This window comes from Hymenobacter telluris, assembly GCF_017313265.1.
GTDB classification, from domain to species: Bacteria; Bacteroidota; Bacteroidia; order Cytophagales; family Hymenobacteraceae; genus Hymenobacter; species Hymenobacter telluris.
Window position 1 is genome coordinate 23,388 of the sequence record NZ_JAFLQZ010000007.1, and the last position, 23,846, is coordinate 47,233.

The following is a 23,846-nucleotide window of genomic DNA, read 5'->3' on the forward strand; positions in this document are numbered from 1 at the left end:
TGAAAGCCTACATGCGCGGCTTCCAAGCAACTTCTTCGGCCCCTAGGTCGTGGGCCATTTGGCGGCTGAGCACAAACAGGTAGTCAGATAAGCGGTTCAGGTACATCACCACTAAGTCGGCCACAAAGGAGTCTTCGCGCAAGTGGATGACCAAACGCTCAGCCCGGCGGCACACGCAGCGCGCTACGTGGGCGAAGGATACCGACTGATGCCCACCAGGCAGCACGAATACCCGCAACTCAGGCAATTGCACGTTCATGCGGTCCATTTCCTCTTCTAGCAGCGTAACGTCGGCATCATGCAAGTCTGGTATTTTCATTTTCGACTTCTCGGGGTCGGAAGCCAGGGAAGCCCCGATAGTGAACAACCGGTCCTGAATTTCCTTGAGTAAGTCGCGCCGGCTGGCATTCACGTCTTGGTCGCGCAGCAGCCCAATGTAGGAATTCAGCTCGTCGACGGTACCGTAGCAGTCGATGCGCAGGCTGGATTTAGGCACGCGCGTACCTCCGATGAGGGAGGTCAGGCCTTTGTCGCCGGTTTTGGTGTAAATCTTCATGAAAAGCGAAATGGCACCACTGCCACTGGTGGAACGCTACGATTCACCCTAGAACCGCGGGCTGAAAATGAAACGTCATCTGGCACAACGGAAGAGGTCCTTCGCAAGCGCCAGATGACGAGGGGTACTGCTTGAACACGCAACGCGCTACAGGTGTTTGCTGGCTTGCTCGTGGTGGGTGGCTACGTCGGTGTTTTCCTGGTCGGTTTCCACAAGCCCGTCGCGCAGGCGCACAATACGGTGGGCGTAGCGGGCAATGTCTTCTTCGTGCGTTACCATAATGATGGTGTTGCCTTTCGCATACAAGGCCTCAAACAAATCCATGATTTCGTAGCTGGTCTTGGTATCGAGGTTACCAGTTGGTTCGTCGGCCAGGATAATGCTGGGGTCGTTGACAAGGGCGCGGGCAATGGCTACGCGCTGCCGCTGACCACCCGATAGTTCGTTGGGGCGGTGCTTGGCGCGGGTATCAAGACCCACGCTGCGCAGGGCCTGCATGGCTTTCTCTTCCCGGTCGGATTTGTTGTAGCCCGCGTAGATGAGTGGCAGGGCCACATTATCCAAGGAAGTAGCGCGCGGCAGCAGGTTAAACGTCTGGAATACGAACCCTATTTCGCGGTTGCGCACATCCGCCAACTGGTTGTCGGTCATGCGGCTCACGTCCTTACCGTTCAGGATATAGTTACCGGTGGTGGGGGTGTCTAGACAGCCTACTATGTTCATGAGGGTACTTTTGCCGGAGCCCGAAGGACCCATAAAGGCAACGTACTCACCACGCTGAATAGTAATAGTGACAGAGCGCAACGCATGGATTTCCTCGGTACCCATGCGGTACATCTTCGAGATGTCGTGGGTTTCGATAACGGGGTGCAGCATAGCCGGCTGGGTTAGTTCCAGGGGGCGACCACCGAGTCTTGAGTTGTACGGTGGGCGAGATATATTGTACGAAAGGTAGCGTATTCGGCCGGGGAAAGCAATACACGCAGTTTCTCCAACGAATTGGCTGCATATTCAGTCAGCCCGGCAGGAACGGATGCAAGGGTATATGCCTTCAATAGCGCAATAGACTCTGGGTTGTACTCCAAGGCTGCTTGCAACGTGCTATACGCTGTCAAATACTCCTTCTGGCTGGTGTAAAATTCGGCAGCGGCCAACAGACCCGGCTCCAAGAAAGGGGCCTCGCGCACCAACTGCTGATACAATTGGGTGGCTTGCTTGGACTGCTTTCGACTGGCGGCTAATGCTGCCTTCAAGTACAAGCGGTTGGGCTGGTCAAGAGGCAAGAAAATGGCCGAATCGAGCAACGTGGCCAGTTTTTGCAAGGAAGCCGGAGTACGTGACGCCAACAGCGCCTGCCCATACACCACGTTGCGCTCCGAGGCCAGCGCGGCATTTTTAGCGCGTAGTGGGTGCGCCTGCAAAACGCTGGCTACATCGGGAGTGCGGAAGCGCACCGCTCGTTGGGCCTGCGCTACCAGCGCAACATCGTGGGCTACTGGCAGGCGCATTTTCTCGATGAAGTTGCCATACCAGCTATAGCCATTCATAGATGCTGGCCCGAAGTCTTCCTGACCCCGCAAGACATAGAATTGCGCCTGAACAGAATCGGAGGCGGTACGGAAATCATCTGGAAACTTGAGCGTGAGTACCCGCTGGAGCTGCCGGGCCGGCCGGACTAAGGCGGTGTCAGCATCTTGAATAATACTGGCCGTAACCGTGCGGGCCGAATCTAATTGTTGGTTGAGGGCCAATGCGTAGGCGCGGTTCAGGCGGGCTTCGGGGTAGCCATTGCGGGCGGCATCATGGAGAGTGGCCGCCGCCGCAAGATAAGTGCGCTGCCGAAGCTGCCACAAACCGCGCACGTTGAGGTAGTAGGCGGCACTGGGGGTGGCCCCGGCGGTTAGGGGAGCCAGAGTGGCATAGGCAGGCACAGGCCGGCCACCGTAATGCTGAGTGAGGGCCTTCAAAAACGTAAGCTGCTCGAAATACGAACTGTTATCAGGCTGCTGAATCAGCTTGGTGATGGCCGGTAACAGGCTGGTATCTGGCTGCTGCACTTTACGCAACGCTGCATGGTAGAAACGCGCAAACTCAGGTACCGTCAGGGAGGAAGTTGTGTCCGGCACAAACGAAGGCGCCAGCGCCCGAGCATCAGGCTTGAACTGCGTTAGCACCAAGACGTTGCTTTGCCAAGCGGCATCCGCCAATTGCTTCTGCTTCTCAACGAGTTGCTGCGCCTCACCGAACTGCTTGGTTTGCAGCAGAAACGCCAGTTGATTGACTTTTACAACGGGGTTGGAAGCAGCGGCGGCTTCGGCCCGATTAAGATACACCGCCACCGAATCGGTGAGGGTGGAGCGGGTGTACAGCTGAGCGAGGTCGTTGTTGAGGCGGGCACTGGCGGGCTGGTTTTTCAGCCCTTCACGTAAGGTTGCCAACCGGTCAAAGAAATCAGCCGGCTCGTTGTAGAGAGCCGCTAGCCGCAAAGATATTTTTTCGGAAGGGCGCCGACTAAGGGCCCGCCGCAGGATGTTAATTTCGTTTTGGCGCTGAAGATGGTAGCGGTACAGCGCCGCGCGGCCCAAGCTGGCCTTGTGGTTGTGCTCGTCCAGAATGTCGCTCTCAGCGTAATAGCGCTCAGCTAAAAGGGCCAGTGCGTCGCCGTTAGGAGTTATTTCGCTTTGCAGGCGGGTCAGGTCAGCCAGATTGTTGTAGTAGCCGGCTTGGAGCTGATGCAGCGTTTCGTAGCTGTAGCGGAATTCCAATGCCGCTAGGCCTGCAATGGTTAGCACGTACACCGCATAAAGCGGCAAACGGCGCGGCTCATACACCACCCGATACACCCGCAGCCGTTGCCGGATCAGCGGCCCAAAATTGACTAGAACGTACAGCAAAAACGCCGCACCGCTAATGAGTAAGGTAAGCGCCGTGAACTGGCGGGCCGCCAACAATAGCGGGTCGTTGGCGGTGGCAAAAGCGTAACCCAAAAACCCCGCGGCCAGCGTAACAAACACCAAATACAAGTGTGCCGCCGACCAATACGGCAGAACGTCGCGGTAGGAGGCAGCCCGCCGCTGGAGCCCTAACCAGCCAATACCCACGGCTGGCAGTAGCAGTACCAACGGGTCGAAGGATACGCCCGGCAAAATCAGGAGCTGGCTACCGTTCCAGAGGTACATGGCCAGTGTGCCCAGGTACAGCACGCTGGAAGCCACAAATGGCAAGAGCCCAAAACGGCTGTTGGGGTTTTCTGCCTGGGTATTGAACCAAAGCAGACCCTGAATATTCTCGAACCCGACCCAAAGAACCAACAGGCCCGCAATAGCCGCGCCGCTCAGCGTGGCAAAGCTGGTAAGGTGCAGGGCAGTTTCGTCGGGAGAGAAGGTGGAACGGAACACCAGCAGGGCACTCAGGCCGGCTACCAGCACCGCAAAACCCAACAAGCGCTGCCCGAGTGAGGCTTCCGTGCGAAAGGCGTGAAAAACGTAAGCTGTTCCGCCCAGCAGTACCAGCGCCAGAATCAGAAAATACTGCTCCTGCACTTTGAAAACGCCCAACAAGTCGGCATTCAACGACATCAGCAGGAAAATCACGCCGGCCATGCCCGCCACAAAAGCCGGCCGCTCTAGCGTGCTAACCACTGCCAGAAATACCACCAGCATGCTCGCCAGCAAGCCCAGCAGTACCCAGGCTGCTTCTGGTTGCACGTAAGGGCCCACCATGTCGTGGGTTTGGGTGAGCAGGTAGCTGTTTACGCGAATTGGTAGCTCGGCCAAGCCAACCCGCACCGTGGTCAGTACAGTAGGCACAGGCTTGAGGTGCGACACCACCTGTACGGGCAGCGTGGCATCGTCGCCGGTGAAATACTGGTAGATAGCCAGCAGAATGGCGCCGCCAGCTATTAGCAGCAGCGTTAATAACAGCGGATTGCGCCAAGCAGCGCGGGACGTAGATGGAATGGGCACCAGTGGTTACTCCAGTACTTTAGGCACGCGGAAATAGTCGGAATCTTTGCGGGGCGCATTGCGCAGGCCATCTTGGTGGCTGACCGTGTTCTGCGCCTCATCCGGGCGCAGCACGTTGATTTCGTGCGACAGGTGCACCAGTGGCTCTACGTTGCTGGTGTCAAGCTGGCGCAGCTGGTCCACCCAGTCCAGAATTTCGTTGAGGGCGCCCAGCATTTCCTGCTCCTTGGACTCGTTGAGTTCCAAGCGGGAAAGGTGGGCAAGCTGGCGGAGGGTGGCGAGGTCAGTGCTCAAGGGGAAGTGAAAATTAAGAATTGAAAATTAAGAATTGGGTAGCGCAAGCTCAGAAGAGTCCTGGGTGGGCTTACCCGCACTGGGCTTCTGCGCCGGCGTAGGTACAACGGGCACAGGGCGCCGCCAAGAGCTTGGTGCCGGTAGGCCAGTAGCCTCAGGCCGGAAAGCACTGGCTATGATGGTTTCAACGCGCTGCTTGAGGGCAGGCGCATCAGCCACGGTCAGGCCAGTAGTAGGAATAGGCTCGTGCAATACGATGTGCAGCGGAGTATAGCGGATGCGTAAACCGCCAACATCGGGCATGAAGCGGTGGTTCATCGTCATGGTAATAGGCACCACGGGCACCCCAGCCGTAATAGCTAGCTGAAAGGCGCCATCCTTGAACTCCTCTAGCTGCGCACCTGGGTTTTTGGCAATTGAGCCTTCCGGAAAAATCACTACGGGCCGTCCGGCTTCCAAGGAGCGGCGGGCCTGCACCATCGCGCGGCCCCGGCTCATGGGGCTGTCCCGGTCAACAGAAATGTATACCCGCTCGAATATGGGACCCCAGACCGGTACTTTGGTGAGCGAGATTTTGCCCATGATGTTCAGCCAGCCCGGAATGGCTTTGAACAGCAGCGGAATATCAATGTAGGAACTGTGGTTGGCAACGTACACGCAGGGCTGCCCGGCTGGCAAAGGGTTGTGCTTCTCTACCTCCACGGGCATACCCCACATCCTGATGAACAGCCGGCTCCAGTTGCGGTTGAGGCTGTGCAGGTGCCGGTGCCACTGCGGGCGCTTGCTCAACGCCAGCTGCACAGGATACGTCGCCACGAACGGAGCCACAAACCAGAACGTAGCCCAGGTGGTGTAAAGTCGATGACCGATATAGCGCAGAAGGTGCCGCATAGCGCAAAGGTAAACGGTGAATTTGTGAAGTGTAAGCTTGCGGCCGGGCCCAATGAGGCAAGGGCTGGCACGCGCCGCGCACTACGGCTCAGCTTACTGGCCGCGGCCAGCCAACACCTTTTCAGCTTTTAGCAACCCCGCTACGCTCACGGCATCCGTTATCTGGTTGTTCATAACCATCTGCACGGCTTCAACAAAAGGTAGTTTCCAGAGGCGCAGGTCCTCGGTTTCTTCGGGCTCCACTTCGCCTTGCTCCAGGTCTTCGGCCAGAAAAACAAAGCCTTCTTCATCCGTTACTGAGTTGGATGTGTGCAACCGGGCAATATTGGTCCAGCGGTGAGCCAGCAGGCCGGTTTCCTCCCGTAGCTCCCGCATAGCCGATTCCAGCGTGTCAAGTTCTACGGGGCCGCCACCCATTGGTATTTCCCAGCTGTACTCGTTGAGTGGATACCGGTATTGGCCTACCAGCCAGGTGTTGCCGTCGGCATCGAGCGGTACTATACCTAAAGCGCGGTTTTTCATGGTCACAACGCCATAAATACCCCGCCCGCCGCCAGGGTTTACCACTTGGTCTTCACGGACGCTAATCCAGGGATTATGATATTTGACCTCAGTGCTGAGCACCTGCCAGGGGTTGTGGTTTTCGTCGATGGAAGGTCGGGAAGTGTGCATGCGCTAGGAAGACAGAAACTGGAAATTGCCTTAAAGGTAAGGGCCTACTTCGTTTGTAGTGTCCATCGGGTAGAATAGGCAGTTGGCCGGGTAAATCAGTTGATTGACCAAATTTTTTTAGATAACCAATTGATAGCAAGTAGTTTTGTTATACTCAATTATAGCGCGGGTGAGTATTTTGTGGAAAGGAAGGCTTCGCTCGCGCCGCGTCGGATTGGTCCTAGGAGTAGGGTGGATGATTTTTATGACCACCCGGCGCAAATTATACTAAAGGGGCTGTTGCGTTGGAAGGCGGCAGCCCCTTTTTATTTTCCGTTGGTTGAGTTATGGCGTGATGCCGCAATAAGTTGCTGCCATTGCACTGAAAGGCCCCTTGCCGCCGCCGAAGCGCAGCTCTAAGCTCATTATTCTGTCTCAACCTCTTGGGCTGCGCTGCCGTACCAAGCTAAAGTCGGCTGTTCACATTCCGGCCGACACCTGTTATACATGGCCAATAAGCTGAAAAACCAGGAAAATCAAGCACAACCCGGCGACCCACTATTCAACCTGAAACACGCCCAAGCCGAATCTGAACTTAGTGCCACTACCGGCGGCCTCGGCCCCATCAGCAACGAATACATCAGTACCGACGAAGAAGACGAGCTAGACGAAGGTCCTCGTGACAAGCAAGGGCTGCGGCGCGGCGAGAACTCACCCGCTGATGGCTCCACCGCCGGCAGCCACAAATAGAACCTCTTAGGCCGTAAGGCGCATTTACATATAAAGTAAGAAGAAGGCACCTCTTTTCGGAGGTGCCTTTTTCAATGCAGGCTACTGGGCTTGCTGTACCTTTGCGGCATGTTGCTAGCCTCCCATACTGGCCATCCGCTCGAAGCTGGCCTCGATGAAGCCGGCCGGGGCTGCTTGGCCGGACCCGTATTCGCCGCTGCCGTTATTCTGCCCGCCGATTTCAACCCGCAGTACCTCAACGACTCCAAGCAGCTAAGCGCCAAGCGCCGAGCCGTGTTGCGGCCCATTATCTGCCAAGAGGCAGTAGCCTGGGCGGTTGCAGAGGCGTCGCCAGTTGAAATTGCAACGCTCAATATTGCGCAAGCCAGCTATTTAGCAATGCACCGGGCTGTAGCGGCTCTTGCAGTTGCACCCACACATTTGGCAGTCGATGGCAACCGGTTTCGGCCGTATGCAGGCATAGACCACACTTGCCTCATTAAAGGCGACGCACATTACCGGCACATTGCGGCAGCTTCCATCCTGGCTAAAACCTTTCGGGACGAGCGGATGATGGAGCTAGCCGAACTCTACCCTGGCTACGGCTGGGAACAAAACGCGGGCTACCCTACCCTGAGCCACCGCGCCGCCATCCGTGCCCACGGCCCCACCGAACACCACCGCATGGGTTTCCGGCTCCTGTAAACAGTGGGGCAGTGAACGGGGGAGGTTGACGTTGTAGATTACGCAAACAGCGCAGCCCGAACATCAACCTCCCCCGTTCATCGTCTTACTCCTTAGCCTTTCATCTTCAGCAGGTCCAGGAATAGGCTGAAGCCGTCCACCGTGGAGCCCCCTTCGCCGAAACTGTCGAAGTTCAGGGGTTTGATGATGTAGCCGCTGACGGCTAGGTTCTGCGCTTTAAACCGGTCGGTGTCGAGGTCGGAGGTGGTCATGATGAACACGTTGAGACCTACAAACTCGGGGTCGGAGCGGAGCTGCTCTAGCAACTCTAGGCCATTCATGCGTGGCATGTTGATGTCGAGCATCACCACGTTGGGCAGTTCTATCTTTTCTTGGCCGCCTTCCCCGCGCAGCATGTTGAGGGCGTCGCGGCCATTGCGGGCAATGGTAAGTGGTACGTCGATGTTGTTTTTGCGCAATTCGCGCTGCACGTTCATGATGTCCATCTGGTCGTCTTCGACCAAAAGTATACTAGCCATAACAGGTGTTGGTTGGAAAGGAAGGAAGCGGAAAAATAGCCCGCAGGCTACCGCCTATACGGCTGGGGCCGGATTTGGTGTTGAAATCGTAGCGGCGGCCTGCGGCTTGGCGCCCGCTCGGCTCTGGCGAGGCCACGTAAAGCGGAAGGTGGCTCCTTCGCCTTCCTTCGATTCAACGCGGATAGTACCGCCTTGTCCTTCCACTATTTTCTTAACTATAGCCAGCCCCACCCCCGTACTTTCCAGTGTGTCGCGCTCCGTAAGCGTCTGGAAAATGACAAAAATTCGCTCATGGTATTCGGCGGCAATACCGGGGCCGTTATCCGTTACCGAGAAGGTGTAGAACCGGGCATCTTCAACGCAGGCAATCTGCACCGTGCCCGTTTCGGGATGGTTGTGGTACTTGGCGGCATTGCTGATGAGGTTGGTGAACACCTGCTGGAGCTGCACCCGGTTGGTAACCAGCGTGGGCAAGTAGAAGGGTAGTTCCACCTCAAAGCCTTCTGGCAGGTCCAGAGAATCGATGATTTCGCGCAGCAGTTGCCGAACGAATACGGGTTCGTCGGCTTGGGGTGTGCGGCCTACCCGGGCCAGATCCAGAATACCAGTAACGAGTTGCTCCATCCGCTTTACGCGCACCCGCATCAGCAGCAGGAACTCCTTGATATGAGCGGGGGTGTCTTGGCCCATATCTTCCTCAATCCAGCGCGAAGCACTTTCAATACCACGCAACGGCGCTTTTAAGTCGTGCGACACCACGTAGGCAAACTGGTCGAGTTCCTGGTTGCGGCGCTCTAGCTGCGTGATGTTGCTGTCGATGGTGGTAGCCATCTGGTTGAGCGAAGCGGCCAATTCACTCAGCTCGTCGCCGTCGGTGTCCTTAATAGAGGTTTGGTATTGGCCCGCCGCAATGCGCGACGAAAGCGTAACCATGGTTTGAATGCGCCGGCCAATCAGCCGGATGATATACGTGGCCCACAGCAGCCCCAGCAGAATGGCTAGCAGCGTGATGCCCACCGAAATCAGCCGGGTTTCCGAAATGCTGTCTTGCAGGCGGGTGCTTTGCTTCACGCGCTGCTTTTGTTCTTCCCGGTCGAAGCCAGCAAACAGCACCCGAATCTGGTCCATCATGTACTTGCCCTGGAGGTTTTCGGCCAAGCTCCGGTGCGGGATGCCCTGCAAACCCTGCTGGGTTGGGTTGCGGCGCTGTGCTTCCCGCTTCTCGCTGATAAGCAGATGAGAGTAATTCAGCCAGTCGCGGAACATCTGCCGGGCCCGCACAATGCGCGCAAACTGGGCGCTTTTAGGCGGCAGCTCGGAAAGCAGAACGCTGAAATTATCAAGCAAGTACCGCTCGCCCTGGTGGTAGGGTTCCAGCACTTCTTCTTTGCCCACCAGCATGTAGCCTCGAAACCCGGTTTCCATGTCCACGATGTTGCGGAGCAGGGTGGAGGCATCGGTGAAAATGCGCTGTGAGGCCTGCACCTGCCGGGCATTGCGCAACACCTTGCGGGAGAGCTGGTAATTAATTACCACCACCCCCACAAACAGCAATGAAATGACCAGAAAGCCGGCAAAGAGTTTGGTGGAAATCTTCAGCTTCATGCGGGCTACAGGGCAAGGGTGGAAATGCGCCGGGCAGAGGTTGACTGCTTACAGGGCCCTACGCAGCTTTTGCTCCATAGTTCGCATAAGAGCGGTTATCTGGTCGGCAAGTTGCTCTACGGCAGGCAAACCAGCTAGGGCTGGCTCTACTTGGCCGCGCGCGTGCATGTCCATCAGGCGGTTGGCTTCCTGGTGAATCCGGACGTGCAGGCGGTCCAGCTCGCGCGACTCGGGCAGGTGAGCATAGGGACCTAAAGCCCGGGCCTGAATCCAGCGGCCGAAGTTGCACTGGGCTGGGTCGCGGATGGGGCCCTGGCTGGTACCACTCCCGTAGAGGTAGGAGCGCAACTTCGATTTGAACAGCAGGTGCTTCACTACAGCCGATTCAAAATCTTGCTTAAGCTCGTCGTTCATGGGAGGATAGCGGCCACCACGGGCCGGCAATAAAAGTAGAATAGATGGCGTGAGAAGGAAAAGTACCTCAACCAGAACTCAAAGATACTACGGCGGTTGCGGCTGTAGTAGCCCGCCCCACGGAATTAGCTAATTTCGCCGTGGCTTACCCAATGGGCTGCCTAACGGCCCCACCTAAGCTGTATAACTGCCTCACCCCACAACCCGAAGTAATGGCTGAAGACCTCAAAACCGTTGTCCTGAACGATGTACACCAGCAGCTAGGCGCCAAGATGGTGCCGTTTGCCGGCTACAACATGCCCGTGCGCTACTCTTCCGACCTCGACGAGCACCACACCGTCCGCCGGGCCGTGGGCATCTTCGACGTGTCGCACATGGGCGAGTTCCGGGTACGCGGCCCGCAGGCCCTCGACCTGATTCAGCGCGTAACCAGCAACGACGCCAGCAAGCTCACCAATGGCAAAGCGCAGTATTCGTGTTTGCCCAATCAAGAAGGCGGCATCGTAGACGATTTGCTGGTGTACAAACTGGCCGATGAAGATTATCTGCTGGTCGTAAACGCCTCCAACATCGATAAAGACTGGAACTGGATTCAGCAGCACAACACGGCCGGCGCCGACATGGAAAACGTGTCCGACGACATCAGCCTGTTTGCGGTGCAGGGCCCCAAAGCCGTAACCACGCTACAGTCCCTGACCGGCGTTGACCTGAGTGCCATTCCGTACTACTCGTTTGTGCAGGGCACGTTTGCGGGGGCGCCCAACGTCATTATTTCGGCTACGGGCTACACCGGGGCCGGTGGTTTCGAGCTGTACGTGCCCAACGAGCACGCTCGGCAGGTGTGGGACAAAGTGATGGAAGCCGGCCAGCCGTACGGCCTGAAGCCCATCGGCCTGGGGGCCCGCGACACGCTGCGCCTGGAAATGGGCTACTGCCTCTACGGCAACGACATCAACGACGAAACCTCACCCTTGGAAGCCGGCCTGGGCTGGATTACCAAATTCACCAAGGACTTCACCAACGCCGACAATCTGAAAAAGCAGAAGGAAACCGGCGTGGAGCGCAAGTTGGTGGGCTTTCTGATGGATGGCCCCGGCATCCCACGCGGGCACTACGAGCTGGTGAATGAGGCCGGCGAGAAGATTGGCGACGTTACCAGCGGCACTCAGTCGCCTTCGCTTAGCAAAGGCATCGGGTTGGGATACGTGCAAACCGATTTAAGTACGCCCGGCAGCAAGATTTTCGTGCAGGTGCGCGGCAAAAACCTTCCCGCTACCGTGGTAAAGCTGCCGTTCGTATCGGGCACGGAATAGTATCTCAGTTGCCCGTTACGAGTTGTGAGTTGCCGGTTATTGGTCGTTGGTTTATCTGAATCCTGGTAAGCGGCGAATAATGACCAGCAACTCACAACTCGTAACGGGCAACTCATAACTCGCAACTGACAACTCGATGCCTTCCTTCGATATTTGCTTTTCTCCGGAATTGCTGCCGCTCTACAACCTGCGCGGGCGGGTGGCGGTAGTGGTTGATATTCTGCGGGCCACCTCGTCCATTGTAACGGCGCTGGCGCAGGGCGTCACGCACCTGGTTCCCGTGAGTGAGGTGGCCGACTGCCAGGCGCTGGCCTTACAGGGCTACCTCACCGCCGCCGAGCGGGACGGCCGTCAACTGGAAGGTGTGGACTTAGGCAACTCGCCTTTCGGGTATTTGGATGGCGTCGTGGCCGTGCGTGGCCGGTCGGTGGCCATTACCACCACCAACGGTACCCGCGCTTTGCACCTCTCGCAAGCGGCTGATGCCGTGGTAGTAGGCGCGTTTCTGAACCTGGGCGCCGTAGCCAATTTCCTGCGGGAGCAGCAGAAAGACGTGGTAGTGGTGTGCGCCGGTTGGAAAGGAAATTTCTGCCTGGAAGACACCCTGTTTGGTGGGGCTCTGGCGCAGCAACTGGCCGCCGACTTCAACACCACTGACTCCGATGCTACGCTGGCGGCGCTAGACCTGTGGCAAGCCGCCGCGCCCGACGTAGCCGGCTACTTGCTGAAATCGTCGCACGTGCGGCGGCTCAACAGCTTGGAGTCGCACAAGGATATGGAGTTTTGCGTGCGCCAGAACGAGTACGACGTGGTGCCGTTGTACCAAGGCGGCCAGATTACGCTGTAGCGCCCGCCCAAGGCTTGGTGCTACCTGAGCTTCTCGTTGTTGCGGTGCCGGTCGGTGTCGCGCAGGGTTTTCTTTTCCAGGTTGCGCCGAAGGGCATCGGTGAGGTTCACGCCGGTTTGATTGGCCAGGCAGATAACCACAAACAGCACATCGGCCAGCTCGTCGGCTAGCACCTTGTCTTTGTCGGACTCCTTGAACGACTGCTCGCCGTACTGCCGGGCAATGATGCGGGCCACTTCACCTACTTCTTCGGTGAGCATGGCCATATTGGTTAGCTCATTGAAATACCGAATGCCAGTGGTTTGAATCCAGGTGTCTACCGTTTGCTGTGCTTCGTCGATGGTCATGGGAAAGTAAGTGAGTAACGGAGTAGCTGAGTGAAGAGTAACTGAGCAGCGGAGTAGTCGTTATTATTGAACATAATTACTCATTTACTCAGTTGCTCAGTTACTCCTTAGAGTCCAGCACGATGGTAACGGGGCCGTCGTTGAGGAGTGAAACCTGCATATCGGCCCCAAACTCGCCGGTTGGTACTGGGTAGCCGAGCAGTTGCTCCAGGCGCTGCACAAACTGCTCGTAAAGCGGAATGGCAACAGGAGGGGGCGCCGCACCAATGTAGCTGGGGCGGTTGCCTTTGCGGGCATCGGCTAGCAGCGTAAACTGGCTAACCACCAGCATCTGCCCGCTGACATCCTGCACCGAGCGGTTCATTTTGCCTTCGTCGTCGGAAAAGATGCGCAGTTGCACCAGTTTGCGCGCCATCCAGTCGAGAGTGGCAGGTGTATCATCGGGGGCAAAACCGGCCAGCACCAGCAGCCCCGGCCCAATCTGCCCGGTAATGCGGCCTTCTACAGTGACGCTGGCATGTTGAACACGCTGGATGACGGTACGCATAGAGTAAGTGAGGAGCTGAGTAACTGAGTAAAGAAGTGTGGGTAGAAGCTTGCGCGGAGCACGGCTACTGCCAAGGGCTTCGAGGGCACTTACCCGGCAAAACTAGCATCTTGCAACTCTAATTGCCGCTGCCTGATTTGCGTTTTACTTTCCTCTGCGTGAAGCTGCCTGATTTTCTGCTGACTGCTCTGGCGCTACTGGCCGTGGTGGCGGTGCGCTTGCACGGCCTGGCGGAAGCAGCACTACCCGACTACGATTCGGTGCGCAACTGGCAGATAGTGCAGGAGGTAGCCCACGGCAACCTACGCAACCTGTTTCACCACGGCAGCCCGGCTTTCTCGGTTGTGTATGCGCCGGTGGCCTGGCTCACCACCGATTACCGCGTTTATCAGCACCTGAACGCGCTGCTGGCGGTGGTGGCGCTGGCCTGGCTGGTGCAGTTTATTGGCCAGACCCTACGCCTAACTCCCCTCGAAAAGGCATTGCTGCTGCTGTTTGCAGGTACATCAGTGTTTCTCACTTTCTCGGGCCGCGACTTCACTATGGGCTCAATGAGCTTGTGGGTGTTTGTAGGGCTGATACGGGCGCATTACCAGCGGCTACGCCGGCCCAGTGAGTGGGCTCTGCTGCGGGTGGCGGCGTGGCTGGCCTTGGGGCTGAGTGTCAACTACAAGTTCCTGCTGACTGTGCCTGTTTTGCTGGTGCTGGAGCTGCTGTGGGGTAGGGGGCTGCTGTGGCGCCCCGCTACGTTCGGGCGGGTACTATTGGTGTTGGCTGGGCCCTACGTGGTGTTTGGGCTGTTAGGAATGTTGGGCGAGCTGCCGTGGTACCGCTGGCCGGCCGTGTACTACAACCTGGTTTTTCCGGGTGCCAGCAACGCCGCTGGTCGTGCCGGCCACTTCCGCTTCGATGGGCTTTACTATCTGCGCTACCTCTGGGATTTTGAGTCGCCACTTTTGCTGCCGGGGTTGCTGGGCGGGTTGTTGCTGGCTTTATGGGGTGGCTGGCCTCGGCTGAAGCAGGAAAGGCGGCAACCGGGACTAGCGGCGTATTTGAGTGTGTGGGCCGGCTGCTTTCTGCTGGGGATGTCGTTGCTGCTGAAAGCGCCGCGGGGCCTGTTGCTAGTGTATCCGCTGTTCTATGTTTTGGCGTTTTTGGTGGTGCGGCGGCTGCTACGCAACACTGGCCCGGTGGTGGCTGCCGCCGGAATAACGGTGGGGTTTCTGGCAGCCACGGCCTTCAACCTGCACCGAATCCAGCGCGAGATTTACGCTTATGCCCCCACCCGCTACGGCCAGTTGGCGCAGCAGCTCCGGCGCCTTGCTCCCGGTCAGCCCATTGGCATAGCCAGCACCATGAGCCTGGGGCTGCGCCCGTTTCTAACTGAAACCGATACCCTGGCGGTTATTACAACCGAAACGCAGTTGCCTCAATGGCGCCGCCAGCAGTTCAACTATGTGCTGCTAGATGCCAGCTGGCGCGTCGTTAACTCCCCGTACTTCGATTCGCTGGCGCGCCAGCAGCCACTGCTGGCGCTGCCAGAACCATTGCTTACCTCGCCGTTGCTGTTCTTAGAGCACTCCGAATATACCGGCTTGGGCTACCAGGAAACGCTAATCCTGCAACAGGCAGCCCGTCGGGATTCTCTGCAATTGCGTCTTTATCGACTGAGGTGAACTAGTGAGGTGGTGAACTGGTGAGTTTCATGTTCAATCCGCGCAAGTGGCGCCAACCGAACAAACTCACCACTTCACCACCTCACCGCTTAATACCCAGGCTGTCGAGGCGTTGCTGGTAGCGGCTGGCGTTGCGTTTGTGGTCGGCGTAGGTTTCGGCGAAGTCGGAGTAGCCGCTGCCGTCGGGGCGGGCGCAGAAGAATACGTACTGGTGCGCCGCGGGCTTGAGCACAGCATCCAGGCTCTGGCGGTTGGCCGAGGTAATGGGGCCGGGCGGCAAGCCTTTGTGCTTGTAAGTGTTGTAGGGCGAGTCCACCAGCTTGTCTTTGTTGAGCACCCGCTTCACCCCAAAATTGCCGATGGCCCAGAGCAGCGTGGGGTCGGCTTGCAGGCGCATGCCCCGCCGCAGCCGGTTCAGGTACACGCCCGCAATAATGGGTTTGTCTTCTTTCATGGCCGTTTCGCGCTGCACAATGCTGGCCAGCACGTGTACCTGCGTGGGCGAAAGACCCAAGGAGTCGGCGCGCTGCTGGCGCTTGGTGGTCCAGAACCGGCGGTGCGTAGCCGCAGCCGAATCCAGAAACTGCCGCGCCGAGGTGTTCCAGAACAACCGATAGGGGCCCGGCAAAAACAGCGTCAGTACGGTAGTGGTGTCAAGCTGGTAGCGCTGGGTCAGAAACGCGTTGTTGTTGAGTAGCCGGCGCAGTTCCGCAGAATCAGCTTCTAACTGCCGGCTGATTTGCCGCGTGAGCTGGGGCTTGTATTTAAACGCGTCGAGCGTGAAAGCCAACGTATCCTGACGGCCTGCCAGCAGCATATCCAGCAGGTCCTGGTTGCCCAACGTGGGGCTGAGGCGGTAACGGCCGGGGTGCACCAGCCGCGGGTAGCCACGCCGTTCGGCCAGCCACTCGAACGTGCGCATGTCGCGCAGCAGCTCATGGCGCCGCAAAGAATCCAGGACCGCCGCGTAGCCTGTACCCGTGCGGATGTACAAGTAGGCTGCCCCGTACGGCGACACGGCTACATTGGGCTGCCACAGAATCCGCCAAGTGCCGTACGTGGCGGCACTTACAAGCAGTAAGGCGGTTAGCAGCAGATACCACAGCCAGCGGCGGGAAGCAGGAGCAGGTTTCGGGTCAGGCAAAAGCAGAAAGTCTGATAATGGATAGCAGCTACACCCCTAAACTAGCAGTGTAGTTCCAATTGAAATCATAAACAAGAAGCTACACTGCCGTTCAAGGCACTCACAAGCGGGCATACGTCCTTCGTTAACCAGCACACAGCAAGGGCTGGTCCGCTGCTCAAGGCATCGGGTTAAGGCCAGGCAAGTGCTTGATAAGTAAATCTATATGTCGGCGTTGACCAGGGCGGCAATAGCGGCCTCGGTTTCCTGCTGCCGAGCCCGGCGCTCAATTTCCACCGGTTCAGACGCCCGTACTTCGCAGTTCGGAATCTGGCACCGTTCGCAGGTTTCATTCACTATTTTTTGCGGAATCAGCCCGTCATCGTAAAACTGAATCCGTTGGCGCAGATTATCATCCACTAGCAGCCCCACCGTTACGCTAACGGCGGGCTCGGTAGGACCAGCTGCCCGCGCCAGAGTCAGGCACAGATATTCGTCGTTGTTGGGGTAGCGGGAGCGTTGCGCGCCCATTACAAAAGCCGTGGTTTCGGTGGTGGCTTGGCGGCGCGCTTCCTGCACCATCCGAATTGATACCCAGCGGCGGCAGTAGTGTTCGTGCAGCTCGTTGCCGTGCGGGTTGTGCAGGCGCGACAGATGCAGCTCCTTGCTGAGCTTGTAGCCTTCGTCCCGGTCGCGGGCCTGATCAAAGCGCAGAAAAAACAAACTTTGTAGCCCAAAATGCCGCGGCAGTAGATTGGTGAGCCGCTGCATAAACATCTCCGGCGACACGTCGTAGCGCGCAAGCAGTGCCGCCAGCCCAGCCGGAACCCAGCCTGGCAGGCTGAAAAATTGCTGCAAGTCGCGCACCAGGCTTTCCTCTTCCATCAGCAATGCGCCAGCAAAGTAAGAGGCCTTGAAGTTGTTGAGCACCTCATCAAAAGAGCGCACCGGGAATGTGGCATTCACGTACGGCCGCTCTTTTAGCCCCAGGTAGTTGAATGCTACCTCCCGGCCCAATACAAAGGCTTCCTGCGCTTTCGAGAGGCCCGGCCGCAGCAACAGGCACCGCGTTTTGGGTTGGAAAACCGACCGCAGCCGCCCCAACGACTCATAGTTGGCCAGCTTGGTACGGTTGAGGGTGTAGCCGTATTTTTCCACCAATACCCGTTCCAGCTGGGTGGTATCGAAGGGAGCCGTGGTAGTTAGGTTCTCTTCCACGCAAAACGTGCGCACGTCCTGCTCCAGATCTTCGAAGTAGTTGTCGTGCATCTCCTGATAGGAGCGCAAAGCCGCCAGAAAGAAATTTTCCTGGCGCATTTCAAAGTTGCGGGCAATTTCGAACAGCGTGCTGATGAAGGCATTCATCTTGGCCGGCGCATCGGCAATCAACTCCACAATCCGGATGGGGTCGAGCCCGTACATCTCCAGCGGAAACTCCTTCAGTACATCCGACTGCAACAGCTCCGATATCGGTTCCAGGCGTCGGCTTAGCGTAAGCGAAGTCAGCTGGTCGTAGCTGACGCCCAGCACCTTGCTCAAACTCAGGATTTTGTCGGCCTTGGGGTATTTTTTGCCTTTCTCAATCTCATTCAGGTAGGAAACTGATACATCGCAGGCCCGCGCCATTTCGGCAGGGGTGAAGCCGCGTTCCTGGCGCAGCTCGCGCAATTTCAATCCGAAAATCAACCGGACAACTTGGCCGTGGCTTAACATAGGCAATAGGACGCGAAAGTGGGTTCGCGGAGAAAGAGAAGCGGAGCATAAGGTAGCTCATTGGGCACACAACCCGCAGAGCGTCCATCTGCAAAGAACAGAAATTCGGAGAGTTTCTTTCCTGCCCATGAAATTTAAAAAGGCCCGGTCAGCGCGCCGCCCGCATCAGCCAACTAACCCGAACTATAAGTGTGCAGTTTACGCGGCGCTATCATCCCGACAGGCAAGAAGCAGCCAGTGGTAATGCAAACTATTCCACTTGCTACGCGCCAAATTAAGTACGGCCGCTGCCTCATGGCGTGGTAGCTGAGAGTAGAATTGGAGGAGTGGAACAGCGGGCTGCCAGATGCCAGAATAAGACGAAATAAGTATGGGATAGAATAGAATAAGTTAATATATAAAAATGTATATTTATTAATGAATGTTCGATTGTCTGGGTAGGCAAAAGTCGGATACTCACTCACCAAACTATCTACAACATGGCAGTCAGATTCATTCGGGACCGGGTTGTATTCGACCCTACCAAAGGCATCACGCAAACCGAGCCGCGGACGGTTACATTTCCGAGCACTGTTCGCACGGCGCAAATTGCGCTGAACGGCTTCGATGTGCAGTACACCGACGGCGACCATCATATCCTAAGGCAAATCGTTGATATCGGAGAGCCCAGAATTAACGGCAATGCGGTAACCTACGATGTAAAGCTTCTGCTCCGGGATGGATCAGGAAACATTGACGACCGTTACCACGGCACAGTGGATACCCTGATTATTGCCGATACTGCCAGCTGAAGCGGCGTAGTATCTTGAATGAAAAAGAGCCCGTGCAATACATTGGACGGGCTCTTTTCGGTGTTATATAAAGTGCCTGAAATAACTAGAAAGGCTGCGCTACCAAAGTATAATCCAAGCTGTGGCGCTCGGCCGTTTCGCGCAGGATGGTTTTCTGCCAGGGGCGCAACACCTGCTCGGCTCCCAGCTCAATGATGTCGGCTACCAAGCGGTTGGAAAGCACCAGGTTGGCCACAAAGCCATTAATATCAGTGGTGATATAGGTTTTCAGCTGAGTCAGCAGCTGCTCACGGGCATCGGCGCGGGCGGCTTTTTCGCCGGTAAGGCGCCGCCGGAACGGGAACCGCCGCTGTTCGGCTGGTAAGGTAGGCTCTGGCGCTGGCACGAAATCCTCGGCGGAAAGGGCTGCTAGTTGCTCAAGATAAGGGGTGCGCTTCAGCTCAGGGTGCAACCCACGGGCCGCTTTCCAGGCATTGAGGTTGCGGGGTAGGTCGCGCACCAACTCGGGCAGCCGCTCGTTGGCAAATACCATGTATGGCGGCCGGTCGAGCTGCCGGGCTACTTGGTCACGGAGCAAGTACAAGTCGCGAAACAATGGCAACTCCTGGGGCAGAATCCGGTATTTGCCGGCCATGCGCAGGTATGGCCGCTCGTCGCGGGAATAGCGTACGTCTTCCAGCGCGGCGTTTTCTTCTTCGGCCCAATGCGTGCGGCCCAGCGCGGCCAGCTTGTCGCGCAGCCGGTCGGTCAGCTCAAACAAATACAGCACGTCGTTGGCGGCGTACTGCATCTGAGCTTCGGTAAGGGGGCGCTTCAGCCAGTTGGATTTCTGCTCGCCCTTGTCCACTTCAATCCCTAGCTCGGCCTGAATCAGGCGGCCCAGGGAGATGTTGTTGTCGGCTTCGGCTAGCAGCGTGTACTGCACGCTGGTATCCACAATATTGCGAACATGCACCCCGTATAGCTCGTCGAGCAGTAGAATATCCGACTTGCAGCTGTGAAACACCTTGACAACGGCCGGGTCACGCAGAATCAGCCAGAGTGGCTCCAGTTCGTGCGCCGGGTTGGTCAGCGGCAGTGGGTCGATAAGGTAGGGGGTTTGACCGTCAAAAATCTGGATCAGGGCCAGATTACGACCGTACCGGTGACGCATATCATCAAACTCCAGGTCGATGGCAATGCGCGAGGCAGTCCGCAGAATGTCGGCGGCGTGTTGCACCTCGGCCGCTGTGGTCAGGTACTGGATGGGATTAGACATTCAGGGAAAAAAGCAAGAGAGCAGAGCACGGCACTACCGCCGCTTGATATAGACTGTATTGATGCTGGTAAAGGTAGGCATGACGAATAAGCAAACCCAACGTCAATCAGCCGGAATATACTAACACAACTAACTTAAGAGTGGAAATAGTGAGAGGAACCGGCTAATCCTCGTCGTCCTCCTCATCCTGTGTGAAGTCGAGTTCCTGGGTTAGCGCCAAGGCCTCCTGAATAACTTCTTCCATTAATGGCTGCGAATCGGCATCGAGGGTGCGCTCGAAAAGGTGAAGCAGCTGCTCGCCTTCCTCATTGACGTAGAGGTTGGTGTAAAGCCGCTCAAAGTGCTTCACTTCCTTCTGAATGATGGCGTCGATTTCGGAGGTGGAACGCGCGCCTAGCGCGCGGTGCAGCACAGCCAGCACTTGTCGGCTCTCGTCATGGTCGCCGAGGTCGGCTAGGAGTTGCAGCAGACTCATGGCTACGCCCAGCCGCACCCGCTCGAAGCGGAACGACAACTCAGGATTTTTGGCGCGCCGAAACTCATCGTAAGCAGCTAAGGTAGCGGAGGTGAGGTAGCGGCCGGGGTCGGGAATGCGGCTAAAAGCGGCACGTAACAGTTCTTCGTAAGCAGACATGCAGGAGAAAAAAGAGGCCGACCAAACAACGGTAACCGTCGTCGGCCTATATTGGCAAATAATCCTGGGCGAAGAAACACCCCGCTATTCTAACGGTCAAAGGTACGATGGGAAAACGAGCGTACCGATGCCATGTAGCGGCCATTCCTTGCTATCTTTGGTAGTTGGGCTGCCTGGCAGCTCCACAGTTTGTTCCCACTTGTTTCCTATTTACTTCGTGTCATGACCCATAAGAAAAAATGGTTGTTGTTTGCTCCTAGTGGGTTGATGGTCATCGGGTTGGGCTCGTGCTTGGTACAGTGGGCCGCCGCTAAGAAAGAGCGGGGCAAACCAACTACCGATTGGGTGGTGGCGGGCACCGTAGCGCTGTGCGTGTTCAACGCGGGCATCAGCTTGTTCGGTCGTGGCGTGGCCGAGAGTGTGCTGTATCAGCTGCACGAGCAAGAGCAGGAAGACGACTTCGACTACAGCAACGTACCCCGCTTCTAGCATCAGGTCTACCCGCCAGATAGTGTATAAAAAGCCCGTTGGTGTAGTGCCAGCGGGCTTTTTATACACTATCTGGCGGCTGCTTATTCATTTCTTTTACCTTGTTTTTCGCGGATGTCTGAACTGTACCAGTTGAGCGCCTGGGCTTGCCGTCGGGTGCTACTCTTATTGCTGATTATGCCGCTGGGGCTGCTGGCCGGGTTTGCCCAAACGGCTCCTACTGCCCCCGAGGCCGGGTTGCTACTCACGCCCAGCCAGTTTCTGGGGTACCCCTTGGGCAGCCGCTTCACGCCCCACGCCGACTTGTTGCGCTACGTTGACCACGTGGTAGCGCACGCGCCCGGCCGCATGAAACGGCAGGACTACGGCCAAACCTACGAAAACCGCCGGCTGGAAGTGGTGCAGGTGGCTACCCCCGAAAACCTGAGCCGCCTCGACGACATCCGGCGCAACAACCTGCGCCTGGCTGGCTTGGAAAACGGGGCCGTGCAGCGCCAGCAACCGGCTATTGTGTGGCTGAGCTACAATATTCACGGCAACGAGGCGGTATCGTCGGAGGCGGTAATGCAGGTGCTGTATGACTTAGCGGACCCGCAGAACGCCCAAACGCAGGCGTGGCTGCAAAACACGGTGGTACTGCTCGACCCCTGCGTGAATCCTGATGGGCACGAGCGGTACGTGCAGTGGTATAACCGAGTGCGGGCGCAGGTGGCCAATGCATCGCCCTACGCCTGGGAACACCACGAGCCCTGGCCGGGTGGCCGCTTCAACCATTACTACTTCGACCTGAACCGCGACTGGGCCTGGCAAACGCAGCAGGAAAGCCGCCAGCGCCTCACGCTCTACAACCAGTGGCTACCCCAGGTACACGCCGATTTCCACGAAATGGGCCCCGACGACCCCTACTATTTTTCGCCGGCTGCCAAGCCCTACCACGAGGACATTACCGACTTCCAGCGCAAGTTCCAGAACGTCATCGGCGACTACAACCGGCAAGTGTTCGACCAAAACAACTGGCTGTACTTCACCCGTGAAACCTACGACCTGTTCTACCCCAGCTACGGCGACACGTATCCGTCGTTTAATGGGGCCATCGGCATGACGTATGAGCAGGGCGGCTCGGGCCGGGCGGGCGTCCGCTACGCCAAATCCGACGGCGATACGCTGACGCTGGCGCAACGTATTTCGCACCACCATGCTACCAGCCTGGCTACCATCCGGGCCACGGCCGAGCGGCACGCTGAGCTGATAGCCGAGTTTCAGAAATACTTCACCGATGCCCGCACCAAGCCCCACGGGCCCTACAAGTCGTTTGTAGTGGCGGGGAGCGGTGACCCTGGCCAGCTACGGGCATTCACGCAGTATTTGGAGCGGCAGCAGATCCAGTATGGGTATGCGCCGCGCCGCCTCAAAACCCGCGGCTTCGACTACAGCCTGGGGAAAGAGGAAAGCGTGCAGATAGAGGCGCAGGATGTGGTGGTAAGCATGTACCAGCCCAAATCGACGCTGGTAAAGGTGCTATTTGAGCCGCGCCCGGCCCTCGAAGATTCGCTCACTTATGACATTACCGCCTGGGCATTACCGTATTCGTTTGGCCTGAAAGCCTACGCCCTCAAGGATAAGGTATCAACTGTTGGTTCTCAGTTGTCGGGCCAGCAAAACAAACCGGCAGCTGGCAACTCCCAACTGGCAATTGAGAAGCCCTACGCGTACGTAGCACGCTGGAACAACTTGCAGGATGTACGTTTTCTGAGCCGGCTGTTGCAGCAGCACGTAAAGGTGCGCGTAGCCGGCCGGGCTTTCGAGGCGGAAGGCCAAAAGTATCAGCCCGGCACGCTGGTGATTACCCGCACTGGCAACGAAAGCCTGGGAAGCCGCTTCGACCAGTTGGTGCGCACCCAAGCCGACTCGGCGGGGGTGATTGTACGGGCCGTGAAATCAGGCTTTTCCACTTCCGGGGCTGATTTGGGTTCCGGCTACGTGCGCAACGTGGCGCGCCCAACTATTGCCGTGGTAGGCGGGGAAGGCGTTTCGCCTACCGCTTTCGGGGAGGTGTGGCACTTCTTCGAGCAGCAGATTGGCTACCCCGTTACGGTGCTCGGCTCCGACTATCTGCGGAGCGTGCCACTCAGCAAGTTTGATGTGCTGATACTGCCGGATGGCGACTACTCGGAAATGTATTCGGAGCGCAGCTTAGAAGCTTTGAAAACCTGGGTGCGCGGCGGTGGACGGCTGATTGCCTTGGAAGGAGCCGCAGCCTTTCTGGCTGGTAAAAAAGATTTTCTGTTGAAGGTTAAGTCTACGGATTCAACAGCTAACAAAAAGGGTAGCCCTTACCGCCTGCTAAAACCATACGCCAGCGCCGAGCGGGAGCAAATTGGCGAGCGGGTGCAAGGCAGCGTCTACCGCGTGCAACTCGACAACACCCATCCGCTGGCCTTCGGCTACGGCCCTACCTACTACGCGCTGGTGCGCGATACGCTTAACTACCGTTTTTTGGGAGAAGGTGGCTGGAACGTGGGGGTGCTCAAGCGCAACAGCTATGCAGCCGGGTTTGCTGGTCGCCAAGCCCAGCGCAAACTCACCGATACCTTTGTGCTCGGGGCGCAGGAAATGGGCCGCGGCCAAGTTGTGTACCTCGCCGACAACCCGCTTTTCCGGGGCTTCTGGCAAGGCGGCAAGCTGCTGTTTGGGAATGCGCTATTCTTTGTGGGCCAGTAAATAATGCAGCGTAGCACGGCCTGCAACGCGTACAATGGGTTGCCTGAACTAGTTGCGTC

The 23,846-nt window shown here is 57.5% G+C and carries 23 protein-coding genes; 8 read left to right on the forward strand and 15 right to left on the reverse strand.

What is annotated here, in order from left to right:
• Positions 1 to 7: 7 nt before the first annotated feature.
• From J0X19_RS12220 to J0X19_RS12245, 6 genes are all read right to left on the reverse strand, one after another.
• Positions 8 to 556, reverse strand: coding sequence for a cob(I)yrinic acid a,c-diamide adenosyltransferase (locus J0X19_RS12220; RefSeq protein ID WP_206984653.1), 549 nt, complete (start codon positions 554 to 556; stop codon positions 8 to 10).
• Positions 557 to 703: 147 nt separating this feature from the next.
• Positions 704 to 1,432: an ABC transporter ATP-binding protein gene (locus J0X19_RS12225; protein ID WP_206984654.1), complete on the reverse strand. Its 729-nt coding sequence runs from the start codon at positions 1,430 to 1,432 to the stop codon at positions 704 to 706.
• A gap of 11 nt (positions 1,433 to 1,443) precedes the next feature.
• Entirely contained in the window at positions 1,444 to 4,521 is a 3,078-nt protein-coding gene (locus J0X19_RS12230; protein WP_206984655.1) for a hypothetical protein, read from the reverse strand.
• A gap of 6 nt (positions 4,522 to 4,527) precedes the next feature.
• Positions 4,528 to 4,815 (reverse strand): Asp-tRNA(Asn)/Glu-tRNA(Gln) amidotransferase subunit GatC, encoded by a 288-nt coding sequence (gene gatC, locus J0X19_RS12235; RefSeq protein WP_206984656.1) that lies wholly within the window; start codon positions 4,813 to 4,815, stop codon positions 4,528 to 4,530.
• A gap of 27 nt (positions 4,816 to 4,842) precedes the next feature.
• A complete protein-coding gene (locus J0X19_RS12240) occupies positions 4,843 to 5,706 on the reverse strand; it encodes a lysophospholipid acyltransferase family protein (protein WP_206984657.1) in 864 nt (287 codons plus the stop codon).
• Positions 5,707 to 5,799: 93 nt separating this feature from the next.
• Complete coding sequence (locus tag J0X19_RS12245) at positions 5,800 to 6,378, reverse strand: NUDIX domain-containing protein (protein ID WP_206984658.1); 579 nt, start codon at positions 6,376 to 6,378, stop codon at positions 5,800 to 5,802.
• Between the two features lie 486 nt (positions 6,379 to 6,864).
• Here J0X19_RS12245 and J0X19_RS12250 point away from each other — a divergent pair, with 486 nt between their 5' ends.
• Together J0X19_RS12250 and J0X19_RS12255 are read left to right on the forward strand one after the other, a co-directional pair.
• Positions 6,865 to 7,107: a hypothetical protein gene (locus J0X19_RS12250; RefSeq protein WP_206984659.1), complete on the forward strand. Its 243-nt coding sequence runs from the start codon at positions 6,865 to 6,867 to the stop codon at positions 7,105 to 7,107.
• Between the two features lie 108 nt (positions 7,108 to 7,215).
• Complete coding sequence (locus J0X19_RS12255; RefSeq protein WP_206984660.1) at positions 7,216 to 7,791, forward strand: ribonuclease HII; 576 nt, start codon at positions 7,216 to 7,218, stop codon at positions 7,789 to 7,791.
• 92 nt (positions 7,792 to 7,883) lie between these two features.
• On the opposite strand, the gene J0X19_RS12260 is transcribed toward J0X19_RS12255, so the two are convergent.
• The 3 genes from J0X19_RS12260 to J0X19_RS12270 are packed head-to-tail and all read right to left on the reverse strand — an operon-like array spanning position 7,884 to position 10,328.
• On the reverse strand, positions 7,884 to 8,309 hold the full coding sequence (locus J0X19_RS12260; protein WP_206984661.1) for a response regulator: 426 nt from the start codon (positions 8,307 to 8,309) through the stop codon (positions 7,884 to 7,886).
• Positions 8,310 to 8,363: 54 nt separating this feature from the next.
• Positions 8,364 to 9,914, reverse strand: coding sequence for a sensor histidine kinase (locus J0X19_RS12265; RefSeq protein ID WP_242582527.1), 1,551 nt, complete (start codon positions 9,912 to 9,914; stop codon positions 8,364 to 8,366).
• 48 nt (positions 9,915 to 9,962) lie between these two features.
• Positions 9,963 to 10,328 carry a CZB domain-containing protein gene (locus J0X19_RS12270; protein ID WP_206984662.1) on the reverse strand — a complete coding sequence of 122 codons (366 nt, stop codon included), beginning with the start codon at positions 10,326 to 10,328 and terminating at the stop codon, positions 9,963 to 9,965.
• Positions 10,329 to 10,540: 212 nt separating this feature from the next.
• Here J0X19_RS12270 and gcvT point away from each other — a divergent pair, with 212 nt between their 5' ends.
• Both gcvT and J0X19_RS12280 read left to right on the forward strand, forming a co-directional pair.
• Positions 10,541 to 11,641, forward strand: a complete 1,101-nt coding sequence (gene gcvT / locus J0X19_RS12275; RefSeq protein WP_206984663.1) for a glycine cleavage system aminomethyltransferase GcvT — start codon at positions 10,541 to 10,543, stop codon at positions 11,639 to 11,641.
• A 136-nt stretch (positions 11,642 to 11,777) separates the two neighbouring features.
• Positions 11,778 to 12,488 carry a 2-phosphosulfolactate phosphatase gene (locus J0X19_RS12280; protein WP_206984664.1) on the forward strand — a complete coding sequence of 237 codons (711 nt, stop codon included), beginning with the start codon at positions 11,778 to 11,780 and terminating at the stop codon, positions 12,486 to 12,488.
• Between the two features lie 20 nt (positions 12,489 to 12,508).
• Here the strand turns inward: J0X19_RS12280 and J0X19_RS12285 are convergent, their stop codons facing one another.
• Positions 12,509 to 12,835: a nucleotide pyrophosphohydrolase gene (locus J0X19_RS12285; protein WP_206984665.1), complete on the reverse strand. Its 327-nt coding sequence runs from the start codon at positions 12,833 to 12,835 to the stop codon at positions 12,509 to 12,511.
• 100 nt (positions 12,836 to 12,935) lie between these two features.
• Positions 12,936 to 13,382 carry a D-aminoacyl-tRNA deacylase gene (gene dtd, locus J0X19_RS12290; RefSeq protein WP_206984666.1) on the reverse strand — a complete coding sequence of 149 codons (447 nt, stop codon included), beginning with the start codon at positions 13,380 to 13,382 and terminating at the stop codon, positions 12,936 to 12,938.
• A gap of 137 nt (positions 13,383 to 13,519) precedes the next feature.
• Here dtd and J0X19_RS12295 point away from each other — a divergent pair, with 137 nt between their 5' ends.
• A complete protein-coding gene (locus J0X19_RS12295; protein ID WP_206984667.1) occupies positions 13,520 to 15,058 on the forward strand; it encodes a hypothetical protein in 1,539 nt (512 codons plus the stop codon).
• Between the two features lie 82 nt (positions 15,059 to 15,140).
• Here the strand turns inward: J0X19_RS12295 and mltG are convergent, their stop codons facing one another.
• Both mltG and J0X19_RS12305 read right to left on the reverse strand, forming a co-directional pair.
• Positions 15,141 to 16,202 (reverse strand): endolytic transglycosylase MltG, encoded by a 1,062-nt coding sequence (gene mltG, locus J0X19_RS12300; protein ID WP_206984668.1) that lies wholly within the window; start codon positions 16,200 to 16,202, stop codon positions 15,141 to 15,143.
• Positions 16,203 to 16,403: 201 nt separating this feature from the next.
• Positions 16,404 to 17,894: a helix-turn-helix domain-containing protein gene (locus J0X19_RS12305; protein ID WP_206984669.1), complete on the reverse strand. Its 1,491-nt coding sequence runs from the start codon at positions 17,892 to 17,894 to the stop codon at positions 16,404 to 16,406.
• Positions 17,895 to 18,373: 479 nt separating this feature from the next.
• On the opposite strand from J0X19_RS12305, the gene J0X19_RS12310 reads away from it, so the two are divergent.
• Positions 18,374 to 18,685 carry a hypothetical protein gene (locus J0X19_RS12310; protein ID WP_206984670.1) on the forward strand — a complete coding sequence of 104 codons (312 nt, stop codon included), beginning with the start codon at positions 18,374 to 18,376 and terminating at the stop codon, positions 18,683 to 18,685.
• 85 nt (positions 18,686 to 18,770) lie between these two features.
• On the opposite strand, the gene J0X19_RS12315 is transcribed toward J0X19_RS12310, so the two are convergent.
• Positions 18,771 to 19,943 (reverse strand): ribonuclease D, encoded by a 1,173-nt coding sequence (locus J0X19_RS12315; protein WP_206984671.1) that lies wholly within the window; start codon positions 19,941 to 19,943, stop codon positions 18,771 to 18,773.
• 163 nt (positions 19,944 to 20,106) lie between these two features.
• Positions 20,107 to 20,577 (reverse strand): hypothetical protein, encoded by a 471-nt coding sequence (locus J0X19_RS12320; protein WP_206984672.1) that lies wholly within the window; start codon positions 20,575 to 20,577, stop codon positions 20,107 to 20,109.
• A 222-nt stretch (positions 20,578 to 20,799) separates the two neighbouring features.
• Between J0X19_RS12320 and J0X19_RS12325 the strand changes: the two genes are divergently transcribed.
• A complete protein-coding gene (locus J0X19_RS12325; RefSeq protein ID WP_206984673.1) occupies positions 20,800 to 21,066 on the forward strand; it encodes a hypothetical protein in 267 nt (88 codons plus the stop codon).
• A 114-nt stretch (positions 21,067 to 21,180) separates the two neighbouring features.
• Positions 21,181 to 23,787, forward strand: coding sequence for a M14 family metallopeptidase (locus J0X19_RS12330; protein WP_206984674.1), 2,607 nt, complete (start codon positions 21,181 to 21,183; stop codon positions 23,785 to 23,787).
• The last annotated feature ends 59 nt before the right edge of the window (positions 23,788 to 23,846 follow it).